Source organism: Paenibacillus pectinilyticus (assembly GCF_001700435.1).
In the GTDB taxonomy this organism is placed as follows: domain Bacteria; phylum Bacillota; class Bacilli; order Paenibacillales; family NBRC-103111; genus Paenibacillus_E; species Paenibacillus_E pectinilyticus.
Genome location: NZ_LYPC01000018.1, coordinates 33716 through 49456, shown reverse-complemented (window position 1 = coordinate 49456; position 15741 = coordinate 33716). Strand labels below are relative to the sequence as shown.

Sequence of the window (15741 nt, the reverse complement as noted above, 5' to 3'; positions counted from 1 at the left end):
GACACCTCTTAGTCATAGTTAAGATTATTATTACTGCTACACTAAGAGACGTCCACTATTAATTCTAAGAGCAGAAATCCAGTTATTTGCGTTTGGGGTATGGAAGGGTGATTTAGGGTGGAAACATGAAATAGGAAACAGGCGAATTTACCTACAGGAAATCCAGCTATTTGCTTTTGGAGTATGGAATGGCGCTGAGGGTGGGAGCAGAAACAGGAAACAGGCGAATTTACCTACAGGAAATCAAGCTATTTGCATTTGAGCTAGGGAAGGCGCGAAGGTGGGAGCAAGAAACAGGAAACAGGCGAATTTACCTACAGGAAATCCAGTTATTTACGTTTGGAGTAGGGAAAGGATCGAGGATGGGAGAGAAAAATAGGGGGAAAGTGTATTTACCTAGTGGAATTCCAACTATTTCCGTTTGGAGAAGTGAAAGAAGCAAGGGGCAACAGGCAGCAATCAGCACATAGCACGTAGCACATAGCACTAGTCAGGCCTACTCTACCCCAATCTGCTTTTCTTTTTAAAAGCCTCAACCCGGTACTGCTTGGGCGTGAGGCCAATTTCTTTCTTGAACACATGAAAGAAGTGCGACATGTCGCCAAAGCCGACGGAGGCCGAAACATCGGTGACAGCAAGGTCCGTCTCCATGAGCAAGCGCTTCGCCTTATTGAGGCGATACTCGATGAGGAACTGTTTAATGGTCGTGCCGGTGGTCTCTTTAAACAAGGTAAAGAGCTGCGAACGAGAAACAGGAAACCGCGCTACTAAATCTTCGATTTGCACAGGCTCATGATGGTGCGCGATCAAATACGAAAGCACATCACCTACGAGGTGCTGATCACCTGTTTTTAATGAGGCAGCCTCGTCATCCAAACCTAATACGATAAGGAACAAATCAGCGATGTGTTTCAACACGGCCAGCTCGTAGCTGCGTTCACACGTAATTAACGCGTGCGTTAGCTCAGCTAGAATCCCTTGGACACGGCCCAGCTGCTGTGCGCTTAGAAAATAATGATTGGCATCTGGATGTCGCTCCGCAAGATGACGAGGTATAGACAAATCCGACAATTGGCAAATGGCATGCAGCCGGTCTAAATAAGACTCATCAATAGATAAGACGTAGCGATGAAACTCTTTACTCTGTCCATGAAATGGACGATGAATGACATTCGGATGGATGATCGTCAAGCTTCCAGCATGGAGCGGGTAGACGCGATCGCCAACCAGATAGGAGCCTGATCCTTCGAGGACGAGGTAGATTTCATAGCCGTTATGTGAATGCAGCAATCGCTGTTGGAGAGGCACGGTCCGAAACTCACAATGAACGGGGTAGGCTGCCAGAAAATGATTCGTATAATCATCGATGGTATAACTAGTGGTCTGCACTTGGTCACTCATCCAACATTCCCCCTCCCCTAGGTTATACAGTCAATCATTACCCTCGGATTCAGACCTCATTGCCCTTTACTATAAGGGATATCCCCCATTCGATACAAGACGGAACCTCCTAATCATCTGGAAATTATGGCACTTTTTACGCCAGAAAAGCGTTTTTAACCTACATAATCAGTTTGAACACGAGGATATAAAGCGTTTTCAACCTCGAAAAGCACAATGGAATATTTAAATCCGTCCAAATCTGATGCCATAATAGGGGCATAGGAAGTGAGCCAAAGTCGCTTCGGTCGTCCGGACGATTCGGAAGCGAATACAAAGGAGAGAGTCACATGAAGACCCTTACAGAGAGTCGGGCACTAGCATCTCCCCCGATAAGCGCAGCCAGCAAAAGGCGGATTTTTGCCCGAATGAAACCATTCATTCCTTTATACCTTCTCTTTTTACCGGTGCTTGCGTATTACCTAATTTTCCACTATGCACCGATGGTAGGACTGATCATCGCCTTCAAAAACTACAATTTCATGGACGGCATCTTCCATAGTCATTGGGTAGGGATGGATCATTTTAAACGCTTTATGTCGAGCGGTGATTTCTGGCAAGTGATGAAAAATACGCTCATCATCGCGATGTATCGGCTCATTTTTGGATTTCCTGCACCGATCATTTTTGCTTTACTGGTGTATGAATTGCGGTTCACTGGGGCCAAACGCATCATCCAAACGATTTCTTACTTGCCGCATTTCTTATCTTGGGTCGTTGTGTATGCGCTTACCTATAATTTCTTTGGTGAAACGGGTTTTATTAATCAAATCATTACGTATTTTGGCGGGCATTCACTGCCCTTCCTAGGATCTACTTCATATTTCCGAGGTTTGTTCGTCGGAAGCTCGATTTGGAAAGAAATCGGCTGGAGTTCCATCATTTACTTGGCTGCCTTAACACGGGTCGACACTGACTTATATGAAGCAGCCGGTTTAGATGGTGCGAATCGCTGGCATCGGATGTGGCACATTACACTGCCAGGTATTCGAACGATTGTCAGCATCATGCTGCTGATGAGTTTAGGGAACATTTTATCCGTCAGCTTCGAGCAAATTGTTGTGATGTACAACCAGGTCGTTTCCCCAGTCGCCGAAGTAATTGACTACTATATCTATCGCGTCGGACTTCAAAGCGGGAATAATTTCAGCTATGCAACAGCCGTTGGACTCTTCCGTTCTGTGCTTGGATTGCTCATTGTCCTGACGGCTAACTGGTTCGCCAAAAAGCTCGATGAGGATGGTGGCATATGGTAAAGCGGACGAGTTCAACGAATCAACTTCATCGCAAAGGCATTGTCGACGTGATCATCCTGATCATCCTCCTGCTGGTTTGCTTAACGACATTGTATCCGCTCGTCAATATGCTGTTCATTTCCTTATCTAGCATGGAAGAAGTAGTTAAGAGCAGCGGCTTCATGCTGTATCCCAAAAAGATTAACTTCGAAGGCTACAATTATGTGTTCAATCATGTGGGTTTACTAAAAGCCTACCAAACCACCATTTTCATTACGGTCGTTGGGACGGCGATCAATTTGTTGATGACGACGCTAGGTGCCTACGTATTGTCAGTGCGAGATATGCCAGGCAGAAATTTTCTGATGACGGTTGTCATTATTACGATGTTTTTTGGCGGAGGCTTGATTCCTTCGTATCTCGTTATTAAAAGCCTAGGCATGATTAATACGGTGTGGTCCTTAATGATTCCCGGTGCCATCAGTGCATGGCTGCTCGTCTTAATGCGGAATTTCTTTCAAGGCGTGCCGAAAGAGCTAAGAGAATCTGCTCGCATCGATGGCTGTTCGGAGATGAAGACATTGACGCATATCATGCTTCCGCTATCCATGCCCATTATCGCTACACTCACCCTGTTCTATGGGGTTACCCATTGGAATGAATATCTGAATGTCATCATTTACATCAACAATAACAAAATCAACACCTTGCAGGTGCTGCTCAGAACGATGTATGCCTCCAACAATCTGGAAATCGATGGCGACCGATTGCCGCCGCCTGTCGAGACCATTCGTTCGGCCACCGTTATGCTGACGGCGATTCCCATCATCTGTGTGTATCCGTTCCTTCAGAAATACTTCGTGCAGGGCATTATGGTCGGTTCACTTAAAGGCTAAAAGGAAGAAAAATACTTTGGTTATTAGCCAGTATGGCTCATAATAAATATGCAGGTACTTGAAAGGGGTAAATCAATTGATTAACAAGAGACAGAGCAAGGTAGCCCTAGCGACAGTAACATGTGCAGTGTGTGTAGTGACCTTATTAGCAGCATGCAGTAACGCCAAAACGGATTCAGCAAGCTCAGCGCCGAGCACGAGTGCAGCACCTAGCGCAGCAGCTACAGCGAAGCCGGCGGAACCTTCCAAAGTATCCATTATCCAACAAGATGGCGGCCGTATTTGGAAAGCTGACAATCCCTCTACACTTGAAATTGAGAAGAAAACCAATACAATCATCGACAGCATTATGGTGCCTGCGCAAGATATGAAAAATAAATATAACGTCATGGCCGCTTCCGGCGATATTCCGGATATTAGTAAGTTAGCTAACTTTGACTACCAGCTTTATGCGGATAATGGGCTTTTCCTCGATATCGGCAAGCTGATTGACCAATACGGGCCGAACCTCAAGAAGACCATTAAGCCTGAATCCTGGGACCTCGTCAAATATAAAGGAAAAACGATTGCGATTCCGTATGAGAATATCCCTGCCAAAATCGTACCTGTGATTCGTGAAGATTGGCTCGCTAACGTGGGGGCCAAAATGCCGACGAACTTGGACGAATACGAGGATGTTCTAAAGAAATTCACGTTGAATGATCCGGATAAGAACGGGAAAAATGATACGTACGGACTTGGTGCAACAGGCGGTTGGAAAGGCGATTTTAGTATGATCTTCGGCGCCTTTGGCATCATGCCATTTGACTCTGGTTCAACCAAACAGAACTATTTGAAAGATAATAAAATCTACTCCCCCATCATTTCTACAGAGTATAAGAATGCGATCACTTACATCAAAAAGCTTTGGGATGAGAAAGTCATTGATCCTGAGATATTCATTATTAAAGGGGATCAAGCAAACCAGAAGCTCGTTCAAAGTAAATCGGGTTCCTTCACAGCTTGGTGGTCCATTGCGCCGCAAGTATTAGCTGTGAATTTAAAAATGGGCGAAGTGAATCCGCAAGCGAAATGGGATCCGTTCCCGCAATTAATTAAGGGGCCAGACGGCAAGAGCGGCGTGGAGTCCCGTGGCAGCATTAATGGTACGCTTAATATTTCAGCGAAAGCCAAGGATCCAGTTGCAGCAATTAAACTTCTTGATTACTTAGCGACTGATGAAGGCTGGGAACTAGCAAGCTATGGGATTAAAGGTGTACACTACAACGATCTTGTCTCAGGTCGTACAGACGCTGGGAAGAAAGCCATGGAAGAGAAATGGTTGGATCCTTTAGCACAAATCATCTATAAGCCAGATCTTGTAGATAAAATCAATAATGCTTCCCAAGATAAAACGCAAATTGAGAACAACCGTTTCATTATGGCAGCACGTCAGTATAACTTGTACGCGGACATTTTCTTCGGGATCCCACTAACCGATGATCAAAAAACACTCGGACCAGATTTAGACAAATATGAAGATGAAATGTTCATCAAATTCGTAACCGGTGCGGAACCGCTTAGCAACTGGGATCAATATGTGGAGAACTGGAAGAAAAAAGGCGGTAAGCAAATCTTGGAGTCTCGTGTGAAGAAATATAATGAGCTGAAAGGCACGAACTATACCGCTGGTGGTCTATAATTTAGGATGGAATTCGGTAGAATGAACAAGGTATAATGGCAATACTTGCGAGGGAAGGGCCGCTTATATAGGTAGTTGCCTTTCCCGTCCGCATGCCTTTCTACAGAGGTTACCATCAGGAGGGTCGCTATGAAGCCTAGTCACGATAAATCATTACTAACGAGCAACTTCGCAGAATATTTTTATTATTTCATAGGTCTTTCTCTCTTGATTACCATCACGTTAGGGGGCTCCTTGTATTACTATTCGTCCTCCGTTTTACGCGAAGAAGCCATTACCAGCAACACGAATTCCCTGACCCTGCTGCGCAATGCCCAAGAGCTGGTCTTAGCTGAAGTTGATAAATCGATGGGCAACATCTTCCTTGATTCTTTCTACGCATCCTATATGGATTACTATAAGAAGCAAGATATGATTACGCTGCAGATGCTGCAAGCGAAGCTGGATGATGTGCTTTCGACGAACAATTATATCGATTCGGTTTACATTTATTATCACAAGGATGCCTTCGTATTGTCGTCTCAACAAGGTCCAGTGCCGCTCAGTGATTTTGGCGATAAACAATTTGCAAGCGAGCTTACGTCCAAAACATTCGAGAAGAGCTACGTGAAGACGCGACTTGTGAAGAAAAATTTAAAACCGGACGAATCCGTGATTACGATTGTGAAAGCGATTCCTATTTATTTTACAGGCTTACCTACCGCTTATGTGGTTATTAATATTAAAGGCATGTACATTCAGCAAGTTGTCGATTCGATCCAAACCAATCAGAACGCCGGCATCATGGTGGCCGATCAAGCTGGCAATATCATTACGCAAAAAGCAGGCTCAAACGTAAATATTACGAATGCTTCTGAGATTCTGCAAATGCCTGTGGGGAAAGAGACGGATTATAGTGTCAAAAAGATTGATGGCGTAGAGACATTAGTGTCCTATATGTCGTCGGAGAAATACGGCTGGACGTATATCTATACCATCCCGATGTCCATCGTGACTTACAAAATTCAGCTGTGGGCGCGAACGGCTCTCTTATTCGGGGTATTCGTCCTTTTGTTCAGTGTGTTTTTCTCTTTCTTGTTCTCAAACCGCATTTCATCGCCGCTCAAACGGATGCTATCCTTGCTTCGGAATGATCTCGCCCCGGAGGATAAGAAGCAGGAGCTCACGAGTCTGAAGGGCATCAAACAGATCGAGCGCAATGTCACACGGATTTTGGATAAGAATCGGAATTTGGAAAATATGCTTCAGGACTATGAGATTTATAGTCGAAACCAATTTTTGCGTGCGCTGCTGGTGGAAAAAGAAGATGTGACGGCCAAAACCTTCGAAAGGTTAGCATATTATGGTCTAACGCTCGAAACCGATGGCAGCTTTGTCACCTGTCTCATTTCCATGGATCAATATGCCAAGTTTAGCCATGAGCATTCAGAGAAAGTACGCAATACGCTTTTCCTGCAAATGAAGGAGAGTCTGAACAATCTGGTTTTTCAAAATCAGAAGGGATTCATTCTTGAGCTCGAAACGAACCAGATTGCCCTCGTGTTGAATTTCGGTCCGCGTATAGAGATTAGTGAAGCAAAGCAAATCGCGTATGCGATTTTGAAGGAAGCACAGGCATTAATTGCCGTTACGGACGCCTACACGTTTACCTTTGGGGTGAGCACGCCCTACATAGGGCTTGAACAACTGAACGTAAGCTACTATGAAGCGACCGTGGCTGCCAATTACAAGCTCATTCTGGGAAATAATAATATCATATTGTACGAAAATATGGAGAAAGGCGAGAAGCATATTGCTTACCCTGTATCCATTGAAAGGAATTTGCTGAACAGTTTGAAGATGGGTGACTCAGGCGCTGTGACGGGTTATTTCGCAGAGTTCGAAACGTATATGGGACAGCAGGCGACAGATCATATTGAAATTGTGCGCAGCTTTTTCTTACAGTTGTTCTCATCGTCGATCACGTGTATTTATGAAATGGATTCGGATCTTGAAGTTGGCGTTCTGATGCAAAATGTGACGTACACGGACCTGCTGAGGGAAGAGACCATGCATGGCATGGTGGCGTATATGAGCAATGTGTATGATCAAATCATTACGTACTTGGAAGCGAAACGCAATGTAAAGAACCAAGAATTAGTTGATAAGGTCAAGGCCTTCATCCTTAATCATCTAGGGTTAGACCTATCCCAAGAGCGTTTAAGTGAACAGTTCTATATCAGTTCCTCCTATCTCCGTAAGATTTTCAAGGATGAGACGGGCGAAACGATCAAAGATTTTATTCTTGCCGAACGGATGCGGAAGGCGAAGGAGCTGCTGGCTCATACATCTGTGAAAATCAGTGATATTGCGGAGCAAATTGGCTATATGTCGGGGCAATCTTTTTCCAAAGCATTTAAGCTTGAGGAAGGCAAGACGCCGATCGCGTATCGGGAAGAGCAACAGCGCGTATTAAAATGACAGCTAGATGGAGGAATAGGAAGGAATCCGGGTTCTAATCTGGATGTCCACACTTTTATTGTAAACGCTTACAATTTACCGAGTATCTATATTGAAGGAGGCCATTTATGAGTGCAGTCGTTCGTTTAGGTAAAAAAACGTTTCTCTATCTACTACTCCTGTGTGTAATCGTTCAAATTTTCGGTGTTGCTGGTGTCCAAACGGCGCAAGCTGCTGATGAATATGACAGTCTGCGTACGAAGCTTGTAAACAATCTTGTCGGCTCCGGCTACAGCACCGCTGATCCAGATATCGCAGCGCGTATTACGCAAATTGATGCCGATGCCAATACGTATTGGTCAAGTCTAATTAAGACAGGAGCACGTACGTATTTATGGTCTGACTTGACAACGATCACAGGTGCCTCACAGAGCTTAGGCAGATTGAAAGCGATGACCATTGCGTATAAAACAACTGGGTCTTCTTTAGCCGGTAATACGACACTAAAATCAGATATTATCAGCGGTATCGATTGGATCTATGGAAATTGGTATTCGGAGAACGTGGATCGCGACTCCAGTAATTGGTGGTCCACGGAGGTATCAGCGTCCAAAAGCTTGGGCGAGATGACGGCGATGCTTTATGATGATTTATCTGCTGCGCAGAAGACGAATTATATTGCGGCGATGGATCATTTTGACCCAACTCCCAAAGGATTCACAGGCGATTATGTTGCGGCTAACCGGATTTGGAAAGCCAATATCGTCATGATGAGCGGGATTTTGAGTAAAAGCTCGGTGAAGTTGAACTTAGTTAAGGATACGCTAAGTCAGTTATTCGAGTATGTGAACACGAGTGATGGCATGTATGAGGATGGATCGTATTTCCAGCATGCTTGGTTCCCTTATGCCGGAGGATATGGACTTGCCATGTTAGCCGATTTGAGCAATGTGTTGTTCATCTTAACGGGTTCTAGCTGGGCAATTACGGATCCCGATGTGTCTCATGTTTATGATTGGGTTTATAGAACGTATGAGCCAATTGCCTATAATGGTCTTACGATGGATGCGTTCCGGGGCAGAGAGATTTCCCGGTACATGGTGCAAGATCAAATCAGCGGCGATACATTGATCGCGGCTGTCGCAAGCGTGAGCCGTTTCGCACCCTCACCGCATGCAGCGAATTTTAAATCCATGGTCAAGTATTGGGTTCAGTCCGACCAAACAGGCGCGGTGTACGCAGCGATGTCGCTGACGGATCTTGCGAATGTGAAATCGATTATGAATGATTCGGCGGTTGTCTCGCGTGGCGAGCTCATCAAGCATGTCCAATATCCGAATGAGGACCGCTTCGTCCATCTGCGCCCAGGTTGGGGCTTTACGGTAGGGATGTACTCCAACAAAACGAAGAACTATGAATCGATCAATGGCGAAAATCTGAAAGCTTGGCACACATCGGATGGCATGACGTATCTCTATAACAATGACTATACGCAGTTCTCGGATAACTACTGGGCGACGGTTAACCCCTATCGTTTACCAGGAACGACGGTGGATACACTGACACGTGCGAATGCCAGCGGCATTAGTGCGCCATGGAATAATACGATTACGTGGGCTGGCGGGACGCAAATGGACGGCTTATATGGCGTAGAAGGGATGTATTTGGCTGCTGAGCTGAGTACACTGAAGGCCAAAAAGTCTTGGTTTATGTTTGATGACGAAGTGGTCAATCTCGGTTCTGATATCGATAGTACAGATAGTCGGACGATCGAGACCGTTGTCGAGAATCGCAAGCTGAATGCGGCAGGCAATAATGATCTGGTTGTAAATGGGGTATCGAAATCAAACAGCTTAGGCTGGTCGGAGACGATGACAGGAGTAAACTCTATGTATTTGGAAGGTACAGGAGGGTATTATTTCCCAACGGCGACGACAATCAAAGGGAAGAGATACGCAAGATCAGGTGATTGGGGAGCTATTAACTCCGCCTACACGGACGGCGTGACCTACACGCGCAACTACATGGAGCTCGTACAGGATCATGGGATCAATCCCACAGATGGCACCTATGCCTATGTATTGCTTCCGAATAAGTCAGCTGCTGAGACAGCTGCTTATGCGGCAAATCCGAACATTCAAATCCTGGAAAACTCTACAAGTGCGCATGCGGTGAGTGAGAATACGCTAGGCATGAAGGGATATAACTTCTGGAACGATGCAGTCAAAACGGTAGGCGAACTGACCGTAAATAAGAAATCCTCCGTGATGACGAAGGAATCCGGCAATACATTCGATATCAGTATCTCAGATCCAACACAAGCGAACACGGGGACGATTTCGGTTGAGATTGCGAAAAGCGCAGCAGGGGTCGTTTCTTATGATGACGGCATCACGGTAACTCAGTTATCACCGACTATTAAATTCACAGTGAATGTGAATAAGGCAGACGGCTATAACTTCAAAGCCAAATTCAAATTGTTCGATGTGAACAGCACCTTTGATGCGGATACGACTGGCGGTTATCCAGCGGGGTGGAGCAAAACGGAAAACGGCGGTACAGTCAGCGTAGTCGCTGATCCAAGTGCGACAGATAAAAGTGTGAAAATCAATCAGACTTCGGCGACTGCAGGAACAGGGTCTGATATCACCAGTACGTTTACGGAAACAGGCAGCACATCCATCGAAGCGAGTGTGAAGGTAGATGCCGTGACGAATTGGTCTGGGATTTATGTGGGCAACAGCGCAGGGAGTACAGCGCTCTCACTTGCCTTCGATACGGGCATGTTAAAAGCAAATGTAGGTGGCACCTGGCAGAATGTGCAAGCTTATGCAGCAGGAACTTGGTATGCGATTAAAATCGTACTGAACCCGTCGACCGATCTATTTGATCTGTACGTCAACGGTACGCTGAAGCTCAGTCAAGTCGCCTTCCGTGCGCCAGTTACAGATGTTGGGCAGCTTCGCTTCTTTACGAACAACACGGTTGGGGCCATGTATGTGAACAATGCCAAGGTGTATGCGAACGTGACAGCGCCAACGCCGCCTGTGAGACCTACGCCAGCTGCCGCACCAGCTGCGCCGATCGTAAGTGCAACGGATCAAACCACAGCCGTCGGCAGTGTGCTGTCTGGTTGGACGGCAACAACGAACAACACGGGGACTGTCGCGGTTCAGAAATATTACAACTCCGGCAACTGGTTCGACCAGTCGACGAAGATGAACAAAACACTGACGGGTTATGGCATGTACTTAACGAAAGCATTCACGGCATTGACGGGCACGATCAAAGCCGCTGCCTACCTGACACCAACCTCGACGACGACCAACTGGCGGATGATTATGTCCAGTGGTACTACACAGGCCGTCAAAGTTGTTTTCGGAGCAGACGGGAATATCAAGTTGAATGACACAACAACCGTTATGCCCTACCGTGCGAATACGCCTTATTTGGTGGAAGTCAAAATCAATACGGTAACCGACACCTTTGATCTTTATATCGATTCTATTTTACGAGCGAGCAGCGCTCCCTTGAAGGCAGCTGTCACCAACATCGATAACATGGAGTTTTCCGCTTATTCGGCGGATGTTGGCACCCTCTACGTCGATAATGTTGTCGTGTATAATTATGATTATCAGAATTAAAGCGAGTAAGATCTATGCGTACCTTATGAGTCCTCCGACCTTTGGAGGGCTTATTTTTTCATCCAAAAGCTATTTAAACCAACCCTTCTTAAGAAACCAAGCGAACATGCCGAAGCCAATACCCAGCATGATAGCAAGCACCGCGAAGTATCCCCAGTGCCATTGTAGCTCCGGCATATAGGCAAAATTCATCCCATACAGTCCCGCAATAAACGTTAACGGCATGAAGATGGTCGTAATTACCGTCAAGGTTTTCATAATCGTGTTCATACGGTTGGAACTGAGGGAAATATAACTATCGCGGATATCCGCTGTAATCTCACGGTTCGAGTCAATCATTTCAGAAAGCTTGAGGAGATGGTCATGAATATCTGTGAAAAAAACAAGCTGCTCACGAACCTGATCAATGCGTTCTGTACTGATGAGTCGATACAAGAGGTCCCGCATCGGAACGATTGTTCGGCGTAATTTCAACAGGCGAGAACGTATTTCAAAAACCTCATTCATCAATTCGTCTATCGCATCTGTTTTCATATTGTTCTCGATATCATTGAGCTGATCTTCAATTTGATATACACTCGGGAAGTATTGATCGACGAGATTGTCCAGAATCAGATAAACCGCGTAGATTTGACCCTGTGTTCGGAAACTATCATTGAGTGTGATCCGACTCCAAGCGTCTTCGATTTCCCTGGAAGCTCGCAGATGAAAGGTCACGATATAATTTTTGCCTAGAAACATGTCGACTTCTTCTGCATCCAGCGTTTTGGCATCAATGGCATGCATGACAAAGAAATGAACATCGCTATAATGATCGATTTTCGGCCTTTGAAGAAGATAGAAGCAATCCTCAATCGCTAATGGATGAAAATGAAAATGATCCTTCAATTGCAGCGACTCTTCTTCGCTCGGATTATCGAAATCAACCCAGTACCATAAGATCGATGGGTCTGAAAGCCCTTCAAGCGGAACTTGGTGAAGCACAGCAAAGTCGGTTGTGATGGCCAGCGTTCTTATCATCAATAGGACTCCTAGCATAAAATTTTCGGGATAGGCATTTGCATCATTTTACCATACAATGAGAAAAGATCAGAATGGAAGGAGGGACGAGGATGAAACTCTCTGTTTGTGTGGATGCCGTTTATCGTGGGCGTGACTTTAGAGACAGTGTATTGGAAGTGAAAGAGCTAGGGTACGATACGATTGAATTCTGGACGTGGTGGAATAAAGAGATCGATGCCGTTGCGGCAGCTGTGGCTGAAGCGGGTGTTACGATTGCTGCGTTTTGCACGAAAATGGTAAGTCTAGTCGATCCTGAACAACGCCATGTGTATATAGAAGGGCTTACGGAATCGATCGCGGTAGCGAAGCGCTTGAATTGTACGAAGCTCATCTCCCAAGTGGGACAAGAGCTAGAGGGTGTGTCGCGAGACGCTCAGCGTCAATCACTGATAGATGGATTGCGTGCCTGTGTGCCTCTTTTGGAAAAAGAGGGCGTAACACTGCTGATTGAGCCGCTGAACACGCGTGTGAATCATCCCGGCTATTTCTTAGCTTCATCGGAAGAAGCTTTCGCTATTGTGAAAGAAATTGAAAGCCCTTTCGTGAAGGTGTTATTTGATATCTATCATCAACAAGTGACCGAAGGAAATCTCCTTGCTACTATTCGTGAGAATAGGGCATGGATTGGCCATTTTCATGCGGCAGGATGCCCTGGCAGGCACGAGATCGATAATGGAGAGCTGAATTATAATCAGATTTTCCAAGCGATTGATGCGACTGGCTATACAGGCAGCATGGGATTGGAGTATTTTCCGCTAGAAGAACCGCGTGTAGGCTTGCAAAATCTTATAAAATGACAACATGATCTTTGATTTTGCCAAGTGGGGGCGCTCCTTTATCTTTATAATGGAGAGGATATTCGCAGCACCTTTAGGAGGATCAAAGATGATTACACAACGGCTTACTCATAATTGGGCATATATTCAAAGCTCCTTAGGCGGTGCCTGGGAAGTATGGCGCAAAGATAAATTAAATAATCATTATAACTTGGCGTGGAGCGAGGTTGAGCTTCCGCATTGCTTCAATGCCTTAGACGCGATGGACCCCGACGTTCCTTATTATCAAGGACAAGGCTGGTACAGAACACTGCTTGAGGTAGATAATCCGTATCTGAATGGCCGAACGTTATTGCATTTTGAAGGTGCGGGGCAGCATACGGAGGTGTATGTCTATGAAGACCGCGTGGGTGAGCATCAGGGTGGCTATGATGAATTTACAATCGATATCACGGATCGGCTTCGTGAGGGTCAGTTTCCTGCTTACTACGAGAATAAAGTGCCAATTGCGATCCGGTGTGATAATACACGTAACTTGGAAACGATCCCATCCGATGTCAGTGACTTTAACTTATATGGCGGACTTTATCGCTATGTGAACTTGGTGTATGTACCCGCTGTTTCACTGGAAACCGTTCATGTGATTTCTCAGGTGTCCGCGGATCGTGCGGATATTCAGGTTCAGGTTAAGCTGTATCATCCGGAAGCAGACAAGCGTTCAGTACGATTACGTTTACAGGTATGGGATGATACGGAGCAAGAGATATTTGCAGCCACAGTAAATAGGGTGACGTGGGACGGCAGCGAAGTGGTGGCCGATTTCGAGGTAGATGCGCCTCATTTATGGAGCCCGAATGCGCCTCGCTTGTATACCTGTAAGGTGACGCTGGAGGATGAGGGGACGGGAACCGAAACGGCGGAGACCGTTCGATTTGGACTTCGTTATTTTGAATTTGAGAAAAAGGGACCGTTTTATCTAAATGGAGAGCGCTTACTGTTACATGGGACGCATCGTCATGAGGATCACGCGGGTGTTGGCGCCGCGATGACGGAAGAGATGATCGCCTGTGAAATGCGGCTCATTAAGGACATGGGCGCGAACTTCATTCGGTTGGGACATTATCAGCAGTCGCGAATTGTGCTGGATCAATGCGACGAGCTTGGGCTGCTAGTGTGGGAAGAAATCCCTTGGTGCCGCGGAGGTTTGGGCGGGGCCAGCTATCGTCAGCAATGTAAAGATATGCTTACAGCAATGATTACGCAGCATCGGAACCATCCTTCCATTATTTTGTGGGGCTTGGGGAATGAGAACGATTGGGAAGCGGATTTCAACTATTTCGACGAAGAAGCGATTCGAGATTTCATGCGTGAGCTTCATGCGTTATCGCATGAGCTAGATGATACGAGGTTGACAGCTATTCGACGCTGTGAGTTTTGCCGAGATATTGTTGATGTGTATTCCCCTTCGATTTGGGCGGGCTGGTACCGAGGTGTATATCCTGAGTATGAATCTTACACGCGTGCTGGTTTTGAAAACACTGACCGTTTCCTCCACGTAGAGTGGGGGGCGGATAATGTCGCAGGTCGGCATGTGAAGAAGCCGTATACAGGCTTTGCAGATATTCAAACCGGACAGGGTGCCGATGAGCGTGACGGGGATTACTTGCTAACCGGTGGTGATCCGCGTGTGTCGAGCCTCGGTGATTGGTCGGAGACGTATTTCTGCGACATGATTGACTGGTATCTGCGAGCGCAGCAAGGAATGCCGTGGCTGACGGGGACTGCGCAGTGGTCATTTAAGGACTTCTCGACACCTGTACGTCCAGACTCGCCGATCCCTTACTTGAATATGAAGGGCGTTGTGGAGAGGGATTTTAAAAAGAAAGAAGCCTATTACGTCTTCCAATCCTACTGGTTAGAGAAGCCGATGATACGGATTTATGGCGGTGCCATGGATGTGCGCACAGGATCAGCAGAAGAGGAGCAGACGATTCGTGTGTACTCGAATTGCTCTCAGGCTGAGCTATTCATCAACGGTGAAAGTGCTGGGGTAAGAACTAGGGATGTACGGGATTATCCGAATGCGGGGCTGCGATGGAATGTTACGTTGCTGCCAGGTATGAATCAGGTTGTAGCTAGAGGGAGAAATGAAAGCGGGGACGTAGTATCGGACGAGACTACGTTCGTCTTCCAGACAGAAAGCTGGGGAGTTCCTGTGTCCCTGCAGTTAAGTAGTTATGAGGAGCCGAACGGCCATGTGATGATTGAGGCAAAAGCCTATGATGCAGAGGGCGTATTCTGCGCGGATGCGGCTGTTCGTATTCATTTTGGACTAGCGGGAAGTGGCAAGCTTCTGGATAACTTGGGTACAGTGAGGGGCTCGAGATCGATTGAGCTTGCGAATGGGCGAGCTTGTATATACATGGATCCGCGTGGTGGAGCCTCGATGGTTTCGGCTCGTTGTGAGGGTTTGAGGACGGCTTTTGTGGAAGTCAGCGGCGAGTGTGGGGTAAGAGATAAGTGACTGGTGAAATGAGAATGGTTAGTTGGAATAGTTTAAAGTTGAGG

Annotated in this window: 9 protein-coding genes; 7 read left to right on the top strand and 2 right to left on the bottom strand. The window is 46.2% G+C overall.

The annotated features are described in order from the left end of the window. Window positions 1-501 precede the first annotated feature (501 nt). Window positions 502-1401 carry an AraC family transcriptional regulator gene (locus A8709_RS13430; RefSeq protein WP_065852901.1) on the bottom strand — a complete coding sequence of 300 codons (900 nt, stop codon included), beginning with the start codon at window positions 1399-1401 and terminating at the stop codon, window positions 502-504. A 329-nt stretch (window positions 1402-1730) separates the two neighbouring features. Here A8709_RS13430 and A8709_RS13425 point away from each other — a divergent pair, with 329 nt between their 5' ends. From A8709_RS13425 to A8709_RS13405, 5 genes are all read left to right on the top strand, one after another. Continuing rightward, window positions 1731-2696, top strand: a complete 966-nt coding sequence (locus A8709_RS13425; protein ID WP_065852900.1) for an ABC transporter permease — start codon at window positions 1731-1733, stop codon at window positions 2694-2696. After that, on the top strand, window positions 2690-3571 hold the full coding sequence (locus A8709_RS13420; RefSeq protein WP_065852899.1) for a carbohydrate ABC transporter permease: 882 nt from the start codon (window positions 2690-2692) through the stop codon (window positions 3569-3571). The genes A8709_RS13425 and A8709_RS13420 overlap by 7 nt, the downstream gene beginning before the upstream one ends. Window positions 3572-3647: 76 nt before the next feature. Next, window positions 3648-5252: a type 2 periplasmic-binding domain-containing protein gene (locus tag A8709_RS13415; protein WP_065852898.1), complete on the top strand. Its 1605-nt coding sequence runs from the start codon at window positions 3648-3650 to the stop codon at window positions 5250-5252. A 129-nt stretch (window positions 5253-5381) separates the two neighbouring features. After that, entirely contained in the window at window positions 5382-7712 is a 2331-nt protein-coding gene (locus A8709_RS13410) for a helix-turn-helix domain-containing protein (protein ID WP_065852897.1), read from the top strand. A 107-nt stretch (window positions 7713-7819) separates the two neighbouring features. Then, window positions 7820-11335, top strand: a complete 3516-nt coding sequence (locus A8709_RS13405) for a polysaccharide lyase 8 family protein (protein ID WP_065852896.1) — start codon at window positions 7820-7822, stop codon at window positions 11333-11335. A 69-nt stretch (window positions 11336-11404) separates the two neighbouring features. On the opposite strand, the gene corA is transcribed toward A8709_RS13405, so the two are convergent. Beyond that, entirely contained in the window at window positions 11405-12355 is a 951-nt protein-coding gene (gene corA / locus A8709_RS13400) for a magnesium/cobalt transporter CorA (protein ID WP_065852895.1), read from the bottom strand. A 92-nt stretch (window positions 12356-12447) separates the two neighbouring features. Here corA and A8709_RS13395 point away from each other — a divergent pair, with 92 nt between their 5' ends. Beyond that, window positions 12448-13194 (top strand): hydroxypyruvate isomerase family protein, encoded by a 747-nt coding sequence (locus tag A8709_RS13395; protein ID WP_141692522.1) that lies wholly within the window; start codon window positions 12448-12450, stop codon window positions 13192-13194. Between the two features lie 88 nt (window positions 13195-13282). After that, window positions 13283-15697 (top strand): glycoside hydrolase family 2 TIM barrel-domain containing protein, encoded by a 2415-nt coding sequence (locus tag A8709_RS13390; RefSeq protein ID WP_084224907.1) that lies wholly within the window; start codon window positions 13283-13285, stop codon window positions 15695-15697. Window positions 15698-15741: the final 44 nt, after the last annotated feature.